Here is a 22,647-nt window from a genome sequence, read left to right as displayed (position 1 = left end):
CAAGCCCGCTCCCACATAAGCCCGCGCCTACAGGTGGGGTTGTGTTTAGTCATTTTTATTGGGGAACCGCCGCAGATCCAGGGTCATTGGCAGTTCATCGTTGATCACCATCGCCGGCACCGGCAATTTGCCCGGGCTGTGACCCAGGCGGAAAAACCGCGCCATGCGCCGGCTTTCCGCTTCGTTGGCATTCACCGGCAAGCTGTCGTAATTGCGCCCACCCGGATGGGCCACGTGGTATTGGCAGCCGCCCAGGGAGCGTTGCATCCAGGTATCCAGCAAATCGAACACCAGCGGTGCATGCACCGCGATGGTCGGCTGCAGGCAATTGGCCGGTTGCCAGGCGCGATAACGCACGCCCGCGACGAATTCCCCCACCCGGCCGGTGGCGTGCAGTGGCACCGCCACCCCGTTGCAGGTCAGCACATAGCGCTGCGGCGCCAGGCCGCTGAGTTTTACCTGCAAGCGCTCCAGGGATGAATCCACGTAGCGCACCGTACCGCCCGCCGCGCCCTCTTCGCCCAGCACATGCCAGGGCTCCAGGGCCTGGCGCAGTTCCAACTCGATACCGCTGACGGCATAGTCGCCGACCTTGGGAAAACGGAATTCCAGGTGTGCCGCGAACCACTCGGCGCGCAGTGGATAACCGGCGGCGTTGAGCTCGACGATCACGTCGGCAAAGTCCTGCTCGATAAAGTGCGGCAGCAGGAAGCGGTCGTGTAGCTCCGTGCCCCAGCGCGCCAGCTTCGGCGGCGCGTAGGGCTCACGCCAGAAGCGCGCCACCAGGGCGCGCAGCAGCAGCTGTTGGGTCAGGCTCATGCGTGCATGGGGCGGCATCTCAAAGGCGCGCAGCTCCAGCAGGCCCAGGCGCCCGGTAGCACCGTCCGGCGAGTAGAGCTTGTCGATGCAGAATTCGGCGCGGTGGGTATTGCCGGTGACGTCGATCAGCAAGTTGCGCAGCAAGCGGTCCACCCGCCACGGCGGGCATTCCTCGCCTGGCGCGGGCATCTGCGCAAAGGCGATTTCCAATTCGTACAACGCGTCATTGCGCGCCTCATCCACCCGTGGCGCCTGGGAGGTCGGGCCGATAAACAGCCCGGAAAACAGGTACGACAACGACGGATGGTTATGCCAGTAACTGATCAGGCTGCGCAGCAGGTCCGGGCGGCGCAGGAACGGCGAATCCTTGGGCGTGGCCCCACCCAGCACAAAGTGGTTGCCACCGCCGGTGCCGGTGTGGCGCCCGTCGATCATGAACTTTTCGGTGGTCAGGCGGGTTTGCCGGGCCTCTTCATAGAGGAACTCGGTGCGCTCCACCAGTTCGTCCCAGGTGGCGGACGGCTGCACGTTGACCTCGATCACGCCAGGGTCTGGCGTCACGCGGAAGCTGCTCAGGCGCGGGTCGCTCGGCGGCTCGTAGCCTTCCAGCAATACCGGGCAATGCAGTTCCTGGGCGGTGGCCTCGATGGCGGTCACCAACTCCAGGTAATCCTCGACCCGCTCCAGGGGCGGCATAAACAGGTAGAGCCGCCCTCCCCGCGCTTCGGCGCACAAGGCGGTGCGGGTCAGCCAGTCGGCAGACTCGTCGACCTTGGGTACACGCTCGTCGCTGGGGGCCGGCTCGCCCGGGGCTGACGCGCTGATGGCCAGCGCCGGCAGATCTTGATTGGGATCGGTGGGGTGCACAAAGGGGTAATCTGCCGCCGTCACCCAGGGCTGCGAGGCCAGGGGCAAGCGATAGCCCAGCGGCGAATCCCCCGGCACTAGCCGGCAATGGGTGTCACGCAGGTACCAGCGGCCGCTCTGCCAGCGATCATTGGCTGCGGTGCGCGCCAGGGGCAGCACATGACCGATGACTTTATCCAGGCCCTGGCTGAACACCTTGCGCAGGCGTTCGCGCTCCAGCTCATCCTCCAGGCGTGAATCCTGAGCGCTGACGTTCTGTGGCAAGGCACCTTCGCGCCACAGGTAGTAAAAATTGTCCTCGAAGGCCGGGAATACAAAGCGCGCAGGGAGCTTCAGGCGCTCGGCAATGCTCGCCAGGAAGCGCCCGGCCATGACCTCATCCGCGCCGTAGTCTTGCTGCTCGTCGGCGATCAGCGCGTCGTTGTGCCAGACCGGCACGCCGTCCCGACGCCAATGACAATTGAGCGACCAACGCGGCAGTTGCTCGCCGGGGTACCACTTGCCCTGGCCGAAGTGCACCAGACCCTTGGGCGCGTAGTGCTTGCGCATGCGCTGGAACAGCTCGGCGGACAGTCGGCGCTTGTCCGGGCCCAGGGCAGCGGTGTTCCACTCGGCACCGTCGGGGTCGTCGATGGACACAAAGGTCGGTTCGCCGCCCATGGTCAGGCGCACATCGTCCTTGAGCAGGTCGCTATCAATCTGCCGGCCCAGGGCCTGGATCGCCAGCCATTGTTCTTCGGTGTAGGGCTTGGTCACCCGAGGGGCTTCCCAAATGCGCTCCACCGACATTTCGTGGGTGAACTCACACTCGCACGGCTCCACCAGCCCACTGATCGGGGCGGCAGACGATGGATCGGGACTACAGGCCAATGGGATATGCCCTTCACCGGCGAATAGACCGGAGGTAGCATCCAGGCCGATCCAGCCGGCGCCGGGCAAATACACCTCGCACCAGGCGTGCAAGTCGGTGAAGTCCACCTCGGTGCCGGAGGGCCCGTCGAGGGCTTTGACGTCGGCGGTCAACTGGATCAGGTAACCGGAGACAAACCGCGCCGCCAAACCCAGGTTGCGCAGCAGTTGCACCAGCAGCCAGGCCGAGTCGCGGCACGAGCCGGAGGCGTTTTCCAGGGTGAATTCCGGGGTTTGCACGCCCGGCTCCATGCGGATCAGGTAGCCGATATCCGCCGCCAGGCGCTGGTTGAGGCCGACCAGGAAATCCACGGCCGGCAGCGGCGTGCGGTCAAGACCGGCCAGGTACGCAGCAAACTTCGGCGTCAGCGGCAGAGTTTCCAGATACGGCGCCAGCTCGCGCTGCTCGTCGGCGGCGTAGCTGAAGGGGATTTTTTCGGCGTAGGGCTCAAGGAAAAAGTCGAACGGATTGAACACCGCCATCTCGGCGACCAAGTCGACCTCGATACGCAGCTCATCGGTCTTTTCCGGAAACACCAGGCGCGCCAGGTAATTGCCCTGGGGATCTTGCTGCCAATTGATGAAATGCTGCTCGGGCAGCACCTTCAGCGCGTAGGACAGGATCCGCGTGCGGCTATGGGCCGCCGGTCGCAGACGCACAATCTGTGGGCCAAGCTCCACAGCGCGGTCGTAACGGTAATGCGTAACATGGTGCAACGCGACATGAATCGACACGGCGGCCTCCTGCGAGCCAGAGCATGAACACAAAGCGCGCAAGACTTATGCCAGAGCGGCGGTCATTGCGCTTTATCGAGGGAGCCGGTGCAGTACAGCACCAAAACGGCGCGAGAGCGGCCGTCGTGGTGCGAGGGTTGCACATATTTGTGGCGCAAGTGCGGGGCGCAGTGGTGAATCTACCCAATCAGCGCTTTTTGCGCGTTGCGTTGAAACCGGTTATCGAAGGCAACGCCTTCACATGCGACTACTCGATCTAGCGGTTGATTTGACAGACTGCCGAATGCGACGGATTCCAACGAGTTTTGTACGCATCTCTCGTTGAACCTTGCTGTTAAGTGTCAACAATCCAAGGAATGGGAATAACAGCGCCAACCCATAGAGAACTTTATGAGGCTGGTACTGAACCATTGGAACTACAAACACTAGACAGGCGAGGTAGATACCGACCATCACCCACACCCAGGAGGGTCGGCCCCGCAAAATCATAAAGTTGCTATGGACCGTCAACAGAATGAGCAGCGCCCCGACCAACATGATCTTGAGCCCCACTTGAGCCAGCGGCACATCACGAAAATAAGTGACGAACGCCAGCGCAACAGCCAATGCCAACGAAAAATACGCAGCGAATACACCACCCAGAAACGTCAGAAAGTATTGCCTGAAAAAGTCGCGTAGCGTCATTAACTCGTTCATTCGCTTACCCCATCAACGCTTTTTGCGCGTTGCGATTACGGCTTGGCGCAGGTGGCGTATTTCGAGCAGCCGCTGGCGCATTTCGCGATGGCGCTTGCTATTGAGCAGCAGCAAGCCCAGCAGCGGGAACAGTACGGTGGAGCCATAAACCAGGCCATTGACGTCGTATTGAATCATCGGCAACACGAACAGCAGACAACTGCCCAGGTATCCCGCCACCAGCCTCGTAGCCCAAGAGTACCCACGCGCAATCATCACATTGCCAAACACCAACACTGCCACCAGCACCAGGATCGCGCCCCCCGTATAGCTGGACTTGAGCGCAGGATCAACGCCGCGTAAATACGTCACGCCAGCCATGGAAATCGCCGCAGCCCCCGAAAAGATCGCCATGAAGATGGTGCCCATGAACACGGGGAAATAACGGGCCAGGAAACGGCCCATGTCGGGAAAGCCGCTCACTGCGTTAACTCCTCGTACAGGCCGCTCGCGTTGAGGCAGGGCTAGTGAACATAAACAATCAAAGGTTTTTGTACTTTGCAGTCGCAGCCTCGCGCAGATGGCGCAGCTCGACGAGTTTCTGTCGCATTTCCCGATGACGCTGACTATTGAGCAACAGCAACCCCGCCAACGGAAACAGCAGCCCCATTACATACGCTGCCATATGTGGCCGATAGCTATAGGTTGGCAACACGACCAGCAAACATACAACGTAGAAGGCTGCGATAGCCCAAGCCCCCCATTCTCGCCCTCTGATCATGACGAAATGGCTGAACGCCAAGAGCAAGCCCAAGAAAACTGCCGCCAGAAAAGAGTAACGCGCCCGCTCTGGGTCACTGCGAAAAAATGTACTTGATGCCAATGAAATAGCGGCAGAGAGAGAGAAGCAGGCAAGGAAGAACGCGCATATAAACGCTGGAAAATATTGCGCCAAAAAAGCTCTTAATGAACCAGGACGATCCATCACTCAACCTCCTCATAGAGGCCAACTGCAATCGTTCGAATGTTGCCTGATATAGCGCTCCCGGTAAGACCAACGGCAGCCCCGAGGGAGTCTCTGATCTGCGTCACAGTAGCGTGATTGATCTCGCTAGCTGAATAGCGCTTGGCCAGCAGACCGGAGCGCTGGCGCAGTTTCAAGAGTTTATTGCTCAGTCTTGGATCTTTCAGGCTCAGCAACTCTTTGGTGAGCGCCTTGCGTTGCTGGCGGGTCAACCCCTTGGACAACTCGTACCAACTTCTGCCAGTGGTCACCTTTCGAGCCTGCAGCAGCCGAAGAGTGGTCAGAGTAGAGGCGCCGGCACCCAGCAGTGAAGCGGCGTCCAATACCGGCATTGCATAGCGATACCAGTCCTCGCTATCCATATCGTCGTTGGCTGCCGGGTCATTGAGTTCGTTGATAGTTCTCACCCCCCCGACGACACATTGCGCAGTACTGGCCGCTGCAGCCGTCGCACCGATGCCCGCCACCACCAGGCTCGCGCCACCCGTGAAAGGCACGGCGACTGTACCGCTGAACACAACAATCCAACCGAGGATTGCGCCCGCACAAGACAGGGTCGTATTGACTGCTTCGCCCACCAACCGGGACTCACGCGGGTTGTTAGCCACCTGATTGGCAAACTGCGCCGGCGAAATGTACCTCTGCGCCTCACGCAAAATGATGCGCTTGGGCTTGATGCTGCAGATCGGCTTGAACTCGCGCAGGGTAATGACATTGAAGTCAGCGTCGATATACACCACCCCTGCGCCGACGATGCCGGGGTCGGCGTCGATGGCCGCGAACAGCCGTGGCAGGTTGATCTGGCTTTCGATGCGCTGGCGCGCCATGAACTGGGAGCGGTTGGAGTCCATGCCGATGTTGAGCAAGGGGTTGCTCATGGGGTGTTCTTCCTTGAAATAGGTGGTGTCTGAACTGGCGCCTTCGCGAGCAAGCCCGCTCCCACAGTTGACCGAGTTCCAGCATGAGAATGCGGTCGAATGTGGGAGCGGGCTTGCTCGCGAAGGCGATTCAATGGGCGCCACCTTAACAAACAGGTTTCCCACCCGCTAGAAAGCAAAACGCCAGCACGAGGCTGGCGTTTTGCATTTCAGGCTGCGATCAACGCGGTACGACCGGCTTACGCGCAGGCTTCTTGCCTTTGCCCTTGGCCGCGTCGGTGCGCTCTTTAGCCGCCTGCTTGTTGCGGGCCATGGCCGCGGCCTTGGCTTGTTCGCGCTTGTCCCACGGGTTGCTGCCGTCGCTGCCACGAGGCGGCAGGCCGGTGTGCTGGGTGAGGATCCTGGTGGTGGTTTCCTTGGCGACCTTATGGCTGCCCACCGGCGTCGAGTTCTTGCGACGGGCGCTCTGGTAGCTGTCGGTGGACGGCTGATGCAGCGGAATCAACTGATCCTTGCCCGGCCCGATCAGGTCGGCGCGGCCCATGCGGGTCAGCGCTTCACGCAGCATCGGCCAGCCTTTGGGGTCGTGGTAGCGCAGGAACGCCTTGTGCAGACGGCGCTGTTCTTCGCTCTTGACGATGGTCACCGCGTCGCTCTTATAGGTGACCTTGCGCAGCGGGTTCTTGCCCGAGTGGTACATCGCGGTGGCGGTGGCCATTGGCGACGGGTAGAACGCCTGCACCTGGTCGGCGCGGAAGCCATTGCCCTTGAGCCACAGGGCCAGGTTCATCATGTCTTCATCGGTGGTGCCGGGGTGGGCGGCGATGAAGTACGGGATCAGGTACTGCTCCTTGCCCGCTTCCTTGGTGTACTTCTCGAACATGCGCTTGAACTTGTCATAGCTGCCAATGCCCGGTTTCATCATCTGGTTGAGCGGACCTTCCTCGGTGTGTTCCGGGGCGATCTTCAGGTAGCCACCGACGTGGTGGGTCACCAGCTCTTTGACATATTCCGGCGACTCCACGGCCAGGTCGTAACGCAGGCCGGAAGCGATCAAAATCTTCTTCACACCCGGCAAGGCACGGGCGCTGCGGTACAGCTGGATCAGCGACGAGTGGTCGGTGTTCAGGTTCGGGCAGATGCCCGGGAACACGCAGGACGGCTTGCGGCACGCGGATTCGATTTCCGGGCTCTTGCAGGCGATGCGGTACATGTTCGCGGTCGGCCCGCCAAGGTCGGAAATCACCCCGGTGAAGCCTGGGACCTTGTCGCGGATCTCTTCGATCTCGCGGATGATCGACTCTTCGGAACGGTTCTGGATGATCCGGCCTTCGTGCTCGGTGATCGAGCAGAAGGTGCAGCCGCCGAAGCAGCCACGCATGATGTTCACCGAGAAGCGGATCATGTCGTAGGCCGGGATTTTTTCCTTGCCGTACACAGGATGCGGGACACGGGCGTAAGGCATGCCAAACACGTAGTCCATTTCTTCGGTGGTCATGGGAATGGGCGGTGGGTTGAACCACACGTCCACTTCGCCGTGCTTCTGCACCAGGGCGCGGGCGTTGCCTGGGTTGGTTTCCAGGTGCAACACGCGGTTGGCGTGGGCATACAGCACTGCGTCGCCACGGACCTTTTCCACCGATGGCAGGCGGATCACGGTCTTGTCGCGGGTCATGCGCGGGCTGGCGAGGATCTGTACGACCTTGGCTTCTTCCGGGTCTTCAACCGGGCCCTTTTCCTGCTCGATGGCGCAGGCCTGGGTGTCCTGGGTATTCACGTACGGGTTGATGATCTTGTCGACCTTGCCCGGGCGGTCGATACGGGTGGAGTCCACTTCGTACCAGCCCGCTGGCGTGTCACGGCGAATGAACGCGGTGCCACGCACGTCGGTGATGTCTTCGATCTTGTGGCCCCACGACAGGCGCTGGGCAACTTCGACAATCGCCCGCTCGGCGTTGCCGTACAACAGGATGTCGGCGGTGGCGTCGATCAGGATCGAGTTGCGCACCCGGTCCTGCCAGTAGTCGTAGTGGGCGATGCGGCGCAGGGAAGCTTCGATGCCACCGAGCACGATCGGCACGTTCTTGTAGGCTTCCTTGCAACGCTGGCTGTACACCAGGCTCGCACGGTCCGGACGTTTACCGGCCATGCCGCCAGGGGTGTAGGCGTCGTCGGAGCGGATTTTCTTGTCGGCGGTGTAGCGGTTGATCATCGAGTCCATGTTGCCGGCCGCGACGCCGAAGAACAGGTTCGGCTCGCCGAGCTTCATGAAGTCGTCTTTGGACTGCCAGTTGGGCTGGGCAATGATCCCGACGCGGAAGCCCTGGGACTCCAGCAGCCGGCCAATGATCGCCATGCCGAACGAAGGATGGTCCACGTAGGCATCACCGGTGACGATGATGATGTCGCATGAATCCCAGCCAAGCTGATCCATCTCCTCCCTGCTCATGGGCAGGAATGGCGCTGGACCGAAACATTCGGCCCAGTACTTGGGATAGTCAAATAACGGCTTGGCTGTTTGCATGACGGTGACCGGTGTTGAGATGAAAAATCGCGGGCGCGGAATATAGCACAAAATTTGACCAATTCCGACGGTAATGGTCGGAATTGTGCTGACTCCATCGCGGGCTAGCCCGCCCCCACACTTGAATGGTGAATGCTTTCAAATGTGCGGGCGGGCTTGCCTGCGACAGGGCCCTTATAGACGCTGGAAACTATTCGTCGTCGTCGAAGTTATAACTGCCCGGCGCCAGGTTCTCGAAGCGCGTGTACTTACCGATGAACGCCAGGCGGATAAAGCCGATCGGCCCGTTCCGCTGCTTGCCGATGATGATTTCGGCAATGCCCTTGTGCTCGGTTTCCGGGTGATACACCTCGTCGCGGTACACGAACATGATCACGTCGGCGTCCTGCTCGATCGCTCCGGATTCACGCAAGTCGGAGTTCACCGGGCGCTTGTTGGGACGCTGCTCCAGGGAACGGTTGAGCTGGGACAGCGCCACCACCGGGCAGTTGAATTCCTTGGCCAGGGCTTTGAGGGACCGGGAGATTTCGGAAATCTCGTTGGTACGGTTGTCGCCGCTGGAGCCGGGGATCTGCATCAACTGCAGGTAGTCGATCATGATCAGGGCGATATCGCCGTGCTCACGCACCAGGCGCCGGGTACGCGCACGCATCTCGGACGGGCTGATACCGGCGGTGTCGTCGATAAACAGCTTGCGGTCGTTGAGCAGGTTGACCGCCGAGGTCAGGCGCGGCCAGTCGTCGTCTTCCAGACGACCGGCACGCACTTTGGTCTGGTCGATCCGGCCCAGGGACGAGAGCATACGCATGATCAGCGATTCGCCTGGCATCTCCAGGGAGTACACCAGCACGGCCTTGTCGCTGCGCAACACGGCGTTTTCCACCAGGTTCATCGCAAAGGTCGTCTTACCCATGGATGGACGGCCGGCGACGATGATCAGGTCGGACGGCTGCAGGCCGCTGGTCTTCTCGTCGAGGTCGGTGTAGCCGGTGGAAATACCGGTGATGGCGTTGTCAGTGTTGAACAAGGTGTCGATACGGTCGATGGCCTTGGTCAACAGGTCGTTGACGCTGACCGGGCCACCAGTTTTCGGGCGGGCCTCAGCGATCTGGAAGATCTGCCGTTCGGCTTCGTCGAGGATCTCGGCGGCGGTGCGGCCTTCAGGGTTAAAGGCACTGTCGGCGATTTCGGTGCTGATGCCGATCAACTGGCGCAGGGTCGCCCGCTCGCGCACGATCTGGGCATAGGCCTTGATGTTGGCGACGGACGGGGTGTTTTTTGCCAGCTCACCGAGGTAGCCGAGGCCACCGACTTGCGAGGTCTGGCCTTCCTTGTCCAGTTGCTCGGCCAGGGTCACCACGTCAATCGGTGAGTTCTGGTCGGCCAGCTTGGCAATGGCGCGGAAGATCAGGCGGTGGTCATGCCGATAGAAATCACCGTCCGAGACTTGATCGAGCACACGTTCCCAGGCGTTGTTATCCAGCATCAAGCCACCGAGCACGGCCTGTTCGGCCTCGATGGAATGCGGCGGCACCTTCAGGGCAGCGGTTTGCAGATCGTATTGCTCAGGAGCTGAAATATCGTTCATGGCCACTTGGAATTAGGGGGTGTGAAAAAAACAAAAGGCACGACCTGTAAACAGGATCGTGCCCGATGTTAACCGCCTGGCACGCGAGGTGCCAGTCAGTTAGGTGCTACTTAAGCTGCTACCACGACAACGCGTACGGTGGCTTCAACTTCAGCGTGCAGGTGCACGGCTACGTCGAATTCGCCTACGTTGCGGATGGTGCCGTTCGGCAGACGAACTTCGCTCTTCTGCACTTCAACGCCGGAGGCGGTCAGTGCATCAGCGATGTCGTGGGTGCCGATCGAACCGAACAGCTTGCCTTCGTCACCGGCGGTGGCAGTGATAGTCACTTCCAGCTCGGCCAGTTGGGCAGCACGGGTTTCAGCCGAAGCTTTCTTGTCTGCTGCGGCTTTTTCCAGCTCAGCGCGACGCTCTTCAAACGCGGCCAGGTTGGCAGCGGTTGCAGCGGTGGCTTTGCCGTATGGCAGCAGGTAGTTACGACCGTAGCCGGCCTTAACGTTTACTTTGTCGCCCAGGTTGCCCAGGTTGGCGACTTTTTCCAGAAGGATCAGTTGCATGTGAAAATCCTCTAACTTTTAACCTTCACCGTTCGCGTTGTCGGCGTCTTTCGGCGCCAGACGACCGCGAAAATCAATCAGGCCGTCGACAATGGCCAAGACCACGAGTAACGGATAGATCAGCTGCATAAACAGCAACAGCGTCACGTACAACCCCACCAGCCAGAACTTGGCCAGGCGCTTTTGCGCCACCAGCCCGTGCATCAGGGCCAGCCCGGCAATCACCAGCGGTACGCTGCACAACGGCGTCAACATGGCCATTTGCGGACCAAAGTTCGGCCCTACAAGCATGCACGCCAGCAGCAACATCGCTGGTCCTGCGGGGATTCTGATACTGCGAAACTCGCGACCAAAACCACCCGGGTTATACAACAACGCCTGCCAGTAGCGCCCAAGAATCAGGCTCAGCACACTGACGATCTGCAACAGTGCCGCTATCAGGCCGGTAAGGACCGGAGCAATCAGTGTGGCCATGCGCGCTCGCTCATCTACCGACAATTGCTGGTAGAGATCCCCGAGGGCCAGTGGCAGGATTTTTACCAACTCCTGCGACAGCGCCTCGATTTGCGGGCGGAAAGCCGCGCCAAGCACCACTGAATACACCACTCCCAATGCCACGCTGACCAGCAGCGTACGGACCCAGGACTCACTTGCGCGTAAAACCAACGCAAGGCTCGAAGACCCCAGCAGTACCAGAAGTACCCGTGGATCGTCGAATTGCAGCCACCAGATCAAGGCCGGCAGCAACCCCAGGGCAAGAACGCCCAGGGCGTCCTTCAAACCGCGCCGCAGCAGCACAAGGCTTCCTGCGGCGGCACCCAACCAATACAACAACGGCAATGCAGCACATCCAGCCACTACCAGAGTGGCCTGCACACGACCGCGCATGATGAACTCAGCTAAGGCGCGCATGCATTCAATCCCTTACTACTTGTCGACTGCCCGGTCTCAGCGGCCGTGGCTGTCGGTGTAGGCCAGCAGGGCCAGGAAGCGGGCGCGCTTGATAGCGGTGGCCAGCTGACGCTGATAACGAGCTTTGGTACCGGTGATACGGCTTGGAACAATTTTGCCGGTCTCGGATACGTAGGCTTTCAGAGTGTTGAGATCTTTGTAGTCGATCTCCTTCACTTCTTCAGCGGTGAAGCGGCAAAACTTACGACGACGGAAGAAACGTGCCATTTGATAGGCTCCTTAATAAGGTCCGTGGATTACTCGTCAGCGTTATCGCTGTTGTCGCTGTCATCACTATCAGCGCTTTCAGCGCCTTCGTGCTCAGGACGGTCGCGACGCTCACGGCGCTCACTGCGGTTTTCTTCAGCCTTGAGCATCTCGGATTGGCCGGTAACGGCTTCTTCGCGACGGATGACCAGGTTACGGATCACTGCATCGTTGTAGCGGAAGTTGTCTTCCAGCTCGGCCAGGGCCTTGCCAGTGCACTCAACGTTCAGCATCACGTAGTGAGCCTTGTGAACATTGTTGATTGCGTAGGCCAGTTGACGACGGCCCCAATCTTCCAGACGGTGGATTTTGCCGCCGTCTTCTTCGATCAGCTTGGTGTAACGCTCTACCATGCCGCCGACTTGCTCGCTTTGATCCGGGTGGACCAAAAAGATGATTTCGTAATGACGCATGAATGCTCCTTACGGGTTGTAGCCTGCCGCTCAAAAACGGTCAGACAAGGAGTGAATGACACTTAGGAATCTTGCCACTGGGAGGCACATGCGTGCCCGCCGGGAAGGCAAGGGGCGCAATTGTAGAGAAGGGGGAGAAAGGGCGCAAGGCAATTGGTGATTATTTGTACAACCTTCCAAACCCTGCAAACCAGTGTGGGAGCGGGCTTGCTCGCGAATACGTTAGGCCAGCCAACATCTATGGCGACTGACACTGCGCATTCGCGAGCAAGCCCGCTCCCACATTTGGACCTGCGCCAGACCTGATTACTTCTTGGACTTGGCCTTGGCGCCACGCTGACGCTGGGCTTCGAACAGGCAGACGCCCGTCGCGACTGAAACGTTGAGGCTGCTGACGCTACCGGCCATCGGCAAGTGCACCAGGTAGTCGCAATGCTCTCGGGTCAGGCGCCGCATGCCCTTGCCTTCAGCACCCATGATCAGGATGGTCGGGCCGGTGAGGTCCTGGTCATAGATGCTGACCTCGGCCTCACCCGCCGTACCCACGACCCACAAGCCGCGCTGCTGGAGTTTTTCCAGGGTGCGCGCCAGGTTGGTCACGGCCACCAACGGAATCACTTCCGCTGCGCCGCAGGCGACTTTACGCACGACCGGGGTCAAGGTAGCCGACTTGTCTTTCGGCACGATCACCGCCAGCGCGCCGGCAGCGTCCGCCGAACGCAGGCAGGCGCCGAGGTTGTGCGGGTCGGTCACGCCGTCCAGCACCAGCAACAGCGGCGCACCTTCGGTGCGGTCGAGCAGCTCGTCGAGCATGGCCTCGCCCCAGACCTGGCTCGGACTCACGTCCGCCACCACGCCCTGGTGTACGCCTTCGACCCAGACGTCCATTTCGCGCCGCTCGGCCTGGCCGATGGCAACTTTATTCTGGTTGGCCAGCTCGACCAACGCTTGAACGCGCGGCTCGCTACGACCCTCGGCCAACCACACTTGCTTGACGCGCTTGGGGTGGTGACGCAGCAACGCTTCTACGGCGTGTACGCCGTAGATTTTTTCCAGACTCATGACTTGGCCTTAGGTTTGCGCGACCCGCCGCTCTTGGCAGGGGCCGAACCCGCTTTTGGCGGGCCTTTACGGTGTTTACTCGGTTTGCTCGACGGCTTGTCGGCGGCCTGGGACTTTCCCCCAGACGCCGCTTTACCACCGCTTTTGGCTTCGTTGAGCAACTGCTGCTTCAACTCGCGACTCTTGCGCAACTCGGCGTTTTTCGCCGCCGCATCACTGGGGCGGTACGCGTCGCTGACCTTTTCCTTGGCCGAGGAGCGGCGCGCAGGCTTGGCCGGCGCAGGCTCGGCAGCCGCTGCAGCTTTCGCAGGAGCGCCTTTTTTCGCCGGCGCTGTGGTTTCGGCACCCCGCTTTTTTCGGCCAATCGGCGCTTCGAGGGTTTTTTCAGCCATCTCGAAGTCGATCTTGCGTTCGTCGAGATCGACGCGCATGACCCGTACTTCTACGGTATCGCCCAAACGGAAGCTGCGACCGGTGCGCTCGCCCGCCAGGCGGTGATGCACAGGATCGAAGTGGTAGTAGTCACCCGGCAAGGCGGTGACATGCACCAGGCCTTCGACGTAGATGTCGGTCAGCTCGACGAACAGACCAAAACCGGTCACGGCGGTGATAACACCTGGGAACGACTCGCCTACGCGGTCCTTCATGAACTCGCACTTGAGCCAGTTCACCACGTCACGGGTGGCTTCGTCGGCACGGCGCTCGCTCATGGAGCACTGCTCGCCCAGCTGTTCCAGGGCCGCTTCGTCGTACGGATAGATCCGCGCCTTCGGAATGGTCATGGCACCGGCGCGCTTGACGTGCGGGGTGTTCTGCTTGGAGTGGATCACGCTGCGGATGGCGCGGTGCGTGAGCAAGTCCGGGTAACGGCGGATCGGCGAGGTGAAGTGGGTATACGCCTCGTAATTCAGGCCGAAGTGGCCCTGGTTGTCGGCGCTGTACACCGCCTGGCTGAGGGAGCGCAGCATCACGGTCTGGATCAGGTGGAAGTCCGGACGGTCCTTGATGCTGGCCAACAGAGCCTGGTAATCCTTCGGCGACGGGCCATCCTTGCCTTTGTGCAGGGACAGACCAAGCTCGCCCAGGAAGGCGCGCAGTTTTTCCAGGCGCTCCGGTGGCGGACCATCGTGCACCCGGTACAGCGCAGGAATCTCGTGCTTCTTCAGGAATTCGGCGGTGGCCACGTTGGCCGCCAGCATGCACTCCTCGATCAGCTTGTGCGCGTCATTGCGGGTGGTCGGCGTGATTTCCGCGATTTTGCGCTCGGAACCGAAGATGATCCGGGTTTCCTGGGTTTCAAAATCTATCGCGCCACGGACATGACGTGCGCCCAGCAACACCTTGTACAGCGAGTAGAGCTGCTTGAGGTGTGGAACTACGTCAGCGTACTGGCTGCGCAAAGCCTTGGCTTCGCTGGTTTTCGGCGTTTCCAGGATAGTGCTGACCTTGTTGTAGGTCAGGCGGGCCTGGGAGTGGATCACCGCTTCGTAGAACTGGTAGTCGGTCATTTCGCCGGTTTTCGAGATGGTCATCTCGCACACCATGGCCAAACGGTCGACTTTCGGGTTCAGGGAGCACAGGCCGTTGGACAGCTGCTCAGGCAGCATCGGGATCACGCGCTCAGGGAAGTACACGGAGTTGCCGCGCACCTGGGCTTCGTTATCCAGGGCCGAACCGATCTTCACGTAGCTGGATACGTCGGCAATCGCGACGAACAACTTCCAGCCGCCGGAGAACAGGCGCAGCTTGCCGGGCTTGGCTTCGCAGTAGACCGCATCGTCGAAGTCGCGGGCATCTTCGCCGTCAATGGTGACGAACGGCAGATGACGCAGGTCGATGCGTTTCTCTTTGTCTTTTTCTTCGACTTCCGGCTTGAGCTTGGCGGCTTCTTTGAGCACAGCCTCCGGCCAGACGTGAGGAATATCGTAGGTGCGCAGCGCAACATCGATTTCCATGCCCGGCGCCATGTAGTTGCCGACCACTTCGACGATATCGCCCTGTGGCTGGAAGCGCGGGGTTGGCCAGTGGGTGATTTTCACCTCGACGAACTGACCGACCTTGGCGGCGCCATTGCGGCCCGGGGTCACCAGCACTTCCTGCTGGACCTTCGGGTTGTCCGGAATCACGAAGCCGATGCCGCCTTCTTCGAAGTAGCGACCGACGATGGATTCGTGGGCACGGGACACCACTTCGACGATCACGCCTTCGCGTCGACCGCGACGGTCCAGGCCGGACACGCGCGCCAGGGCGCGGTCGCCATCGAACACCAGGCGCATTTGCGCCGGGCTCATGAACAGGTCGTCACTGCCGTCATCAGGGATCAGGAAGCCGAAGCCATCACGGTGACCGGCAATGCGGCCAAGGATCAGGTCGAGCTTGTCCACCGGCGCGTAAGTGCCGCGACGGGTGTAGATCAACTGTGCATCGCGCTCCATGGCGCGCAGGCGGCGGCGCAGTGCTTCGAGTTGGTCTTCGGTGGTCAGACCGAATTCTTCAACCAGCTGCTCGCGGCTAGCAGGCGAACCCCGATCGGCGAGATGCGCCAGGATCAGTTCGCGGCTAGGAATAGGGTTTTCATATTTTTCCGCTTCACGAGCGGCCTCGGGATCGAGGGACTGCCAATCGGCCATTAGAGAGTTTTCACCTTGTCTATATGTGGGTTAGTTTGGCATACGCGTATTGAAACGGGAAATTTCAAGCAATAACTAGCCCGCAAATGCGTTTTATAGCCGCGCAAAACCACCTTGCGTGACCGCCTGCGAAATTTTCCAGGCTTTTTTGATGACGGGGGTTTACAGCTCAAAAGCCACTCCGTATAGTGCGCGCCATCGACGACGGCAACGTTGAAGATACTGCCCAGATGGTGAAATTGGTAGACACGCCAGCTTCAGGTGCTGGTGACCGCAAGGTCGTGGAAGTTCGAGTCTTCTTCTGGGCACCAATTCAAAACTTGAGGTTTGCGCCTTGAGTCTCACAAAAACCCGCGGAAGCGGGTTTTTGCGTTATAGCCCTTTGATTTTTAACCCAAAAGTTGATTTATAAAATCAAATCAGGGGTTTACAGATCAAAAAGCCCGCCGTATAGTTCGCCCCATCAACAGCGGCAACGTTGCTTGATAATGCCCAGGTGGTGAAATTGGTAGACACGCCAGCTTCAGGTGCTGGTGATCGCAAGGTCGTGGAAGTTCGAGTCTTCTCCTGGGCACCAAATTCAGATCAAACCCGCGAAAGCGGGTTTTTTCGTTTCCGGGGTTTAAAAACTCCACCCGCAATTCCCGCTGCGCCCGCACTTGAGAAGTTTTATCGTTTATCCTTGCAATGATTTGTTGCACTCAAGTGAGGAACACCCCGGATGATGATCCGCGATATCCGTCTCAAGACATCCCTTCTGCGTGGCCTGACCATCACTCTGCTCGGCCTGACCCTGCTCTCTCCCACCGCCTACTCGGCCGACAAGGTTGAACTGACCCTGTACAACGGCCAGCACAAGGAAGTCGGCGATGAACTCGCCAAGGCCTTCGAAGCCAAGACCGGCATTCATGTGAATGTACGCAAGGGCAGCAGCAACCAACTGGCCAGCCAGGTCGTCGAAGAGGGTGAGCGCTCCCCCGCCGACGTGATCTACACCGAAGAATCCCCACCACTGAACAAACTTGGCGAACAAGGCCTGCTGGCCACTATCGACGCCAGTACCCTGGATGTCCTGCCCAAGGAATACGTGGCCGCCAATGGCGCCTGGATGGGCGTCACCGCACGTACCCGGGTAGTGGCCTTCAATCCGAAATTGATCAAGGAAGAAGAGCTACCCAAGTCGGTACTGGATTTCGCCAACCCCGAGTGGCAGGGCAAAGTGGGCTTCGTCCCCACCAGCGGCGCCTTCCAGGAACAGGCCGTGGCCATCATCAAACTGCATGGTCGCGATGCCGCCGAAGAATGGCTGACCGGGCTGCGCGCGTTCGGCAAGGTCTACAGCAATAACATGGTCGCCCTCAAAGCCGTGGAAAACGGCGAAGTAGCGACGGTGCTGGTGAATAACTACTACTGGTTTGCCCTGAAAAAGGAAAAAACCAACCTGGATTCGCAACTGCACTACTTCACCGATGGCGATGCTGGCGGCCTGATCACCGTATCGGCAGCAGCGGCATTGAAATCCAGCAAGCACCCCAAGCAAGCCCAGCAACTGCTGGCGTTCATGGCCAGCGAAGAAGGCCAGCGGGTTATCACCAACACCTCCGCCGAGTACCCGCTGCGCAAGGGCATGCAGTCCAACCGCGGCCTCAAGCCATTCAGCGAACTGCAACCGCCCAAAGTCACTCCCGCCGACCTGGGCAACGCCGAAGAAGCCCTGGAGCTGGAACGTGACGTTGGCTTGAACTGATGACCCCATCGCAATCTGCCCCCGCCTTGCGCGGCGGCTTTAGCCCCCGGCGCAAACGCCCGTCAATCTGGCTGCTGCTGCCGGTCTTTTTACTGGTGGGCTTGAGCCTGCTGCCGTTGGTGTATGTGGGCCTCAAGGCCTGGCAAGCCGGCTGGGCCGAGGCTGTGCATCTGCTGTGGCGCCCGTATGTGTTCGGGCTACTGCGCAACACCTTGGCATTAATGGTCGGCGTGACCGTCGCCTGCGCGGTGATCGGCCTGTCCCTGGCCTGGCTGCTGGAGCGCAGCAACCTGCCGGGCCGGCGGATCTGGGGCGTAATCCTGTGCCTGCCGTTTGCCGTGCCGGCGTTTGTCAGCAGCTTTACCTGGGTATCCCTGAGCGCCCAGTTCGAAGGCCTGGGCGGCGCCATCCTGGTCATGACCCTGTCCAAATACCCCCTGGTGTTCCTGCCGGTGGCGGCCACCCTGCGCAACCTGGACCCGTCCCTGGAAGAGTCGGCCCGCACCCTGGGGCTCAATCGCTGGAGCGTGTTTTTTCGCATCACCCTGCCGTTGCTGTGGCCGTCGCTGCTGGCCGGCGCCCTGTTGATCGCCTTGCATATGCTGGTGGAATTCGGCGCCCTGTCGATCATCGGCCTGCAGACCTTCACCACGGCGATCTACCAACAGTTCGAATTGGAGTTCAGCAACGCCAATGCGGCGATGCTGTCTGCGGTGCTGCTGGTCATGTGCCTGACCCTGCTGTGGCTGGAACTGCGCGTGCGCGGCAAGGGCCGGCATGTGCGCACCGGACAAGGCGCGGCGCGGCATGCCGAACAGGTTCGACTGGGCAGATGGGCGCCATTGGGCCAGCTGTACTGCCTGATGCTGGCGATCATTGGCAGTGGCATTCCGTTGGGGATGCTCGGCTACTGGCTGGCCGTGGGTTCTTCAGCAGCCTTCCCGGTAGCCGAGATCAGCGAGGCGCTGCTGTCCTCCCTGGCGCTGTCCCTGGGCGGCGCGGCACTCTGCCTGGCGCTGGCCGTACCGGTGGGTCTTCTGGTGGTGCGCTACAAAGGCCAACTGGCGCTGTGGGCCGAACGCCTGCCCTACTTGCTGCACGCCCTGCCCGGCCTGGTGATTGCCCTGACCCTGGTGTATTTCGCCCTGCATTACGTGCCGGCGCTGTATCAGACCTCGGCGTTGCTGCTGATCGCCTACGCGCTGCTGTTCCTGCCACTGGCCCAGGCGCCGATCCGTACCGCCCTGAACAAGGCTGCACCGCAACTGGAAGAGGCGGCCCGCACCCTCGGCGCATCGTCATTCAGCGCGTTTTGCCGGGTGACCCTGCCGATTATCTTTCCGGCATTGGGCGCGGCGTTTGCGCTGGTGTTCCTCGATGCGATGAAGGAGTTGACCGCGACTTTGCTGCTCAGTCCAACCGGGTTGAATACCCTGGCCACGGCGGTGTGGGCGCACACCTCGAATGTGGAGTTTGCGGCGGCGGCGCCTTATGCGGCGCTGTTGATTCTGGTGTCGGGGCTGCCCGTCTACCTGCTCACGACACGGATGTATCTGAGCCGCTGAGAGCGCTATCGCAGGCAAGCCAGCTCCCACATTGGAGTGGGTTTGCCCGCGATAAGGCCCGAGCCGCCAACCTCAGGCCCGGAACTGCCCCAGGCTGGCCTTCAACTGCGCCGCCAAGCCATCCAGCACCTTGCCACTGGCCGTGGTTTCCACCACCGCCTGCGCTGCGCGCTCGGCCTGGGCATGGATCACCTCGACCCGCCCCCGCACCGCATGCGCGCCCTGGGCCTGATGTTCGGCAGCCCGGGTCGCCAGGCCAATCGCCGCATGCACCTGCTCCACTGAGTCTTGCACCGTTTGCTGCAAGCGCACACTTTCGCGCAGCACCAGCAGACCCTCGCTGGCCTGGCGCCCGGCCTTGCCGATGGTTTCCACCGCCTCACGCGCGCCTTGCTGCAACGCCACGATATGCGCCTGGATATCACCGGTAGAGCTTTGGGTTTTACTGGCCAGTGCCCGCACTTCGTCTGCCACCACCGCAAAACCCCGCCCGGTTTCACCGGCACGCGCTGCTTCAATGGCGGCATTCAGGGCCAGCAGGTTGGTTTGCTCGGCAATGCCGTGGATCACCGTCAGCACCACTTCAATCTGCTCGCTTTGCTGGGCCAGGCGCTCGATCACCTTGGAGCCGGCCTGCACCTGCCCGGCCAAGGCCTCGATCAAACTGCCGACTTCGGCCGAAGTACGGGAATTTTCATCCGTGGCCTGACGGATATCCACCACCTGCTGCAACGCGGCTTGCATGGCATGGCTTTCGGCCTGGGCCTCGTCAGCCATTTGCGACAGCGCCCGCAGGCTCTCGGCCACTTCATCACGCTGCAAACCTGCTGCGGCATCGGCGCCGGCATTGCGCAGGGTCATCGCGCCGATTTCCACGCCGGTACGCTGGGCCACATCCCCCGCCTCGCGCACGATGGGCTGCAACTTATCCACAAACCGATTGACCGCCGAAGCCATGGCGCCGATTTCATCCTTGCTGTTGATCTGCACACGCTTGGTCAGGTCACCGTCACCGGCCGCCAAATCATCCATGGCCGCGATCAGCAGCTTGAGGCGATTGACCACCCGCCGCCCCAGCACCACGGCAATCAGCAACAGCACACCCAGGCCCACCACCGCCAGACCCAGACCGATACGCCAGCGCAGGGCCTGCGCGGCCTCTTGTACGGCGCTGGAGGTATTGGCGGTCATTTGCGTGGCCGTGGCCTGCGCCGACTGCAGACGGGCACCCATGGCCGCCGCACTGTCCGCCGCCGCGCCTTTGAGGCTGTCGCCCACCAATTGACCGCCACTGGCGATCAGCGCGGCAAAACGCTGGTCCAGCGCCGCCAGGTCCGCCTCGACCGCTGCGGTGGAAACCCCCATCAGCACCTTGCCGATCTCTACACCATTGGGGCTGATGGACGCTTCGACGTAGTACACCGAAGGGTCGTTTTTCGCGGCATTCAACACTTTATCCAGCGCACGGTCGCCCTGGCCTTTTTCCAGGAGCGCCTTGTTGATCGGGTTTTCCCGGTTCAAATAACGGGTCAGGTGCTGGCCTGTGGCGTCGTCATACACCACAAACAGCACATTGGGATTGCGCTGGGCACGCCGAGCGAACTCCGACAACGCAGGAACATCGCTGTCCCACATTGCACGGGGCGCAACCGAGGCCAGCAACTGCGCCATATCATTGGCAGAGTCCCTCAGGTCCTTTTCCAGGGTCGTACGCAGTTGCTGCTGCTCTTGCTTCAATCGCGCAGAAAGCCCGGCCGTGAGGCGGTCGCTGGTGCTGGACGACAAGCTATCCAGGCTGGACGTCACTTCCTTGCCGGCCTGGGTCAATTCGCCCGACAGTTTCTGGCTGTCCACACCCAGGCGTTTGCCCAAATCGGCTTCCAGGGCCGTGACTGTGCTCCGGGTCAGGGCGACCGCCACCAGCACTTGCACCAAAAGAGCGATACCAAGGGTAACGAACACCGGCCGCAACAGCCGGCTTTGTAACAATGAGAGAACGGCAGACATCGGGAATCCCTCCACCACGGGTGCCATTAAATTGATAGCACCGCGAAAGAGAGAAACATAGCAAGGGTCGTGCCGTGCGCACCGCAGAAACGACAAAGGGCCCCCGAAGGGACCCTTTGCTTTTTACATCAACAGCTTATTAAGCGAACGGATGACGCAAAACGATGGTCTCGTTGCGGTCCGGGCCCGTCGAAATAATGTCGATCGGCGCGCCAATCAGCTCTTCAACGCGCTTGATGTAGGCGCGGGCGTTAGCTGGCAGTTCTTCCAGGGTCTTGGCACCCACGGTCGATTCGCTCCAGCCCGGCACTTCTTCGTACACAGGCTGCAGGCCCACGTAGCTGTCAGCGTCGGTCGGGGCAACATCATTACCTTCGGCGTCTTTGTAACCAACGCAGATGTTGATGGTTTCCAGGCCGTCGAGTACGTCCAGCTTGGTCAGGCAGATACCCGAGATGCTGTTCACGTCGATAGCGCGACGCAGGATGACAGCATCGAACCAGCCACAACGACGGGCACGACCGGTCGTCGCGCCGAACTCGTGGCCTTGTTTGGCCAGGTGCGCACCGACGTCGTCGAACAGCTCAGTCGGGAACGGACCCGAACCTACGCGCGTGGTGTAGGCCTTGGTGATGCCCAGGATGTAGTCCAGGAACATCGGACCAACGCCCGAACCCGTCGCAACGCCGCCAGCGGTGGTGTTGGAGCTGGTCACGTACGGGTAGGTACCGTGGTCGATGTCCAGCAACGAGCCCTGGGCACCTTCGAACATGATGTCTTTGCCGGCGCGACGCAGGTCGTGCAGTTCAGCAGTCACGTCCAGCATCAGCGGCTTGAGCAGCTCGGCGTATTCCTTGCACTCGGCCAGGGTCTTGTCGAACTCAATGGCTGGCTCTTTGTAGTAACCGACCAGCATGAAGTTGTGGTAATCCACCAGTTCACGCAGCTTGTCTTCAAAGCGCGGCATGTTGAGCAGGTCGCCCACACGCAGGCCACGACGTGCAACCTTGTCTTCGTAGGCCGGGCCGATACCGCGACCGGTGGTGCCGATCTTCAGCTCGCCACGGGCCTTTTCACGGGCCTGGTCCAGCGCAACGTGGAAGGACAGGATCAGCGGGCAGGACGGGCTGATACGCAGGCGCTCGCGCACCGGTACGCCTTTCTCTTCCAGCTTGGTGATCTCGCGCAGCAGGGCGTCAGGTGCAACCACCACGCCGTTGCCGATCAGGCACTGCACGCCTTCGCGCAGTACGCCCGACGGGATCAGGTGCAAGACGGTTTTTTCGCCATCGATGACCAGGGTGTGGCCAGCGTTGTGGCCACCTTGGTAGCGCACTACGGCGGCAGCATGTTCGGTCAGCAGATCAACGATCTTGCCTTTGCCCTCATCACCCCATTGGGTGCCCAGGACTACGACATTCTTACCCAT

General features: G+C 60.8%; 17 protein-coding genes and 2 tRNA genes. 4 read left to right on the top strand and 15 right to left on the bottom strand.

What is annotated here, in order from left to right; all coding sequences use genetic code 11:
- Positions 1-45: 45 nt before the first annotated feature.
- The 13 genes from PSH73_RS02445 to rnr all read right to left on the bottom strand — a co-directional run bounded on the left by PSH73_RS02445 (position 46) and on the right by rnr (position 15,899).
- Positions 46-3,330, bottom strand: coding sequence for a DUF2126 domain-containing protein (locus PSH73_RS02445; protein ID WP_305461862.1), 3,285 nt, complete (start codon positions 3,328-3,330; stop codon positions 46-48).
- A gap of 237 nt (positions 3,331-3,567) precedes the next feature.
- On the bottom strand, positions 3,568-4,026 hold the full coding sequence (locus PSH73_RS02440; RefSeq protein WP_057437428.1) for a hypothetical protein: 459 nt from the start codon (positions 4,024-4,026) through the stop codon (positions 3,568-3,570).
- 12 nt (positions 4,027-4,038) lie between these two features.
- Positions 4,039-4,488: a hypothetical protein gene (locus tag PSH73_RS02435; RefSeq protein ID WP_169959881.1), complete on the bottom strand. Its 450-nt coding sequence runs from the start codon at positions 4,486-4,488 to the stop codon at positions 4,039-4,041.
- Positions 4,489-4,546: 58 nt separating this feature from the next.
- Positions 4,547-4,990 carry a hypothetical protein gene (locus tag PSH73_RS02430; protein ID WP_169959882.1) on the bottom strand — a complete coding sequence of 148 codons (444 nt, stop codon included), beginning with the start codon at positions 4,988-4,990 and terminating at the stop codon, positions 4,547-4,549.
- Positions 4,990-5,907: a hypothetical protein gene (locus tag PSH73_RS02425; RefSeq protein WP_057958159.1), complete on the bottom strand. Its 918-nt coding sequence runs from the start codon at positions 5,905-5,907 to the stop codon at positions 4,990-4,992. Before PSH73_RS02425 ends, PSH73_RS02430 begins: the two co-directional genes overlap by 1 nt.
- Before the next feature lie 220 nt (positions 5,908-6,127).
- On the bottom strand, positions 6,128-8,431 hold the full coding sequence (locus PSH73_RS02420; protein ID WP_057958158.1) for a YgiQ family radical SAM protein: 2,304 nt from the start codon (positions 8,429-8,431) through the stop codon (positions 6,128-6,130).
- Positions 8,432-8,621: 190 nt separating this feature from the next.
- Entirely contained in the window at positions 8,622-10,019 is a 1,398-nt protein-coding gene (gene dnaB / locus PSH73_RS02415; RefSeq protein WP_017138451.1) for a replicative DNA helicase, read from the bottom strand.
- 110 nt (positions 10,020-10,129) lie between these two features.
- Positions 10,130-10,576 (bottom strand): 50S ribosomal protein L9, encoded by a 447-nt coding sequence (gene rplI, locus PSH73_RS02410; RefSeq protein WP_003171376.1) that lies wholly within the window; start codon positions 10,574-10,576, stop codon positions 10,130-10,132.
- A gap of 18 nt (positions 10,577-10,594) precedes the next feature.
- Entirely contained in the window at positions 10,595-11,488 is an 894-nt protein-coding gene (locus PSH73_RS02405; RefSeq protein WP_057437422.1) for a hypothetical protein, read from the bottom strand.
- A gap of 36 nt (positions 11,489-11,524) precedes the next feature.
- Positions 11,525-11,755, bottom strand: coding sequence for a 30S ribosomal protein S18 (gene rpsR, locus PSH73_RS02400; RefSeq protein WP_003171373.1), 231 nt, complete (start codon positions 11,753-11,755; stop codon positions 11,525-11,527).
- 29 nt (positions 11,756-11,784) lie between these two features.
- A complete protein-coding gene (rpsF, locus tag PSH73_RS02395; protein WP_003217491.1) occupies positions 11,785-12,207 on the bottom strand; it encodes a 30S ribosomal protein S6 in 423 nt (140 codons plus the stop codon).
- A gap of 306 nt (positions 12,208-12,513) precedes the next feature.
- Positions 12,514-13,269, bottom strand: coding sequence for a 23S rRNA (guanosine(2251)-2'-O)-methyltransferase RlmB (rlmB, locus tag PSH73_RS02390; RefSeq protein ID WP_057444490.1), 756 nt, complete (start codon positions 13,267-13,269; stop codon positions 12,514-12,516).
- The gene (rnr, locus tag PSH73_RS02385; RefSeq protein WP_115127258.1) at positions 13,266-15,899 is read right to left on the bottom strand and encodes a ribonuclease R; all 2,634 of its coding nucleotides are present in this window, start codon (positions 15,897-15,899) and stop codon (positions 13,266-13,268) included. Before rnr ends, rlmB begins: the two co-directional genes overlap by 4 nt.
- Positions 15,900-16,123: 224 nt before the next feature.
- On the opposite strand from rnr, the gene PSH73_RS02380 reads away from it, so the two are divergent.
- The 4 genes from PSH73_RS02380 (at position 16,124) to PSH73_RS02365 (ending at position 19,211) form a co-directional block, all read left to right on the top strand.
- Positions 16,124-16,210: transfer RNA gene (locus PSH73_RS02380), tRNA-Leu, on the top strand.
- A gap of 179 nt (positions 16,211-16,389) precedes the next feature.
- Positions 16,390-16,476, top strand: a tRNA-Leu gene (locus tag PSH73_RS02375).
- Positions 16,477-16,620: 144 nt separating this feature from the next.
- Complete coding sequence (locus tag PSH73_RS02370; RefSeq protein WP_057958156.1) at positions 16,621-17,646, top strand: extracellular solute-binding protein; 1,026 nt, start codon at positions 16,621-16,623, stop codon at positions 17,644-17,646.
- Positions 17,646-19,211 (top strand): iron ABC transporter permease, encoded by a 1,566-nt coding sequence (locus tag PSH73_RS02365; protein ID WP_128593133.1) that lies wholly within the window; start codon positions 17,646-17,648, stop codon positions 19,209-19,211. Before PSH73_RS02370 ends, PSH73_RS02365 begins: the two co-directional genes overlap by 1 nt.
- 72 nt (positions 19,212-19,283) lie before the next feature.
- On the opposite strand, the gene PSH73_RS02360 is transcribed toward PSH73_RS02365, so the two are convergent.
- On the bottom strand, positions 19,284-21,218 hold the full coding sequence (locus tag PSH73_RS02360) for a methyl-accepting chemotaxis protein (RefSeq protein ID WP_305461858.1): 1,935 nt from the start codon (positions 21,216-21,218) through the stop codon (positions 19,284-19,286).
- A gap of 139 nt (positions 21,219-21,357) precedes the next feature.
- Positions 21,358-22,647: an adenylosuccinate synthase gene (locus PSH73_RS02355; RefSeq protein ID WP_057437412.1), complete on the bottom strand. Its 1,290-nt coding sequence runs from the start codon at positions 22,645-22,647 to the stop codon at positions 21,358-21,360.

Source organism: Pseudomonas sp. FP2294 (assembly GCF_030687625.1).
GTDB lineage: Bacteria > Pseudomonadota > Gammaproteobacteria > Pseudomonadales > Pseudomonadaceae > Aquipseudomonas > Aquipseudomonas shahriarae.
This window is presented reverse-complemented; position numbering and strand designations above follow the sequence as displayed.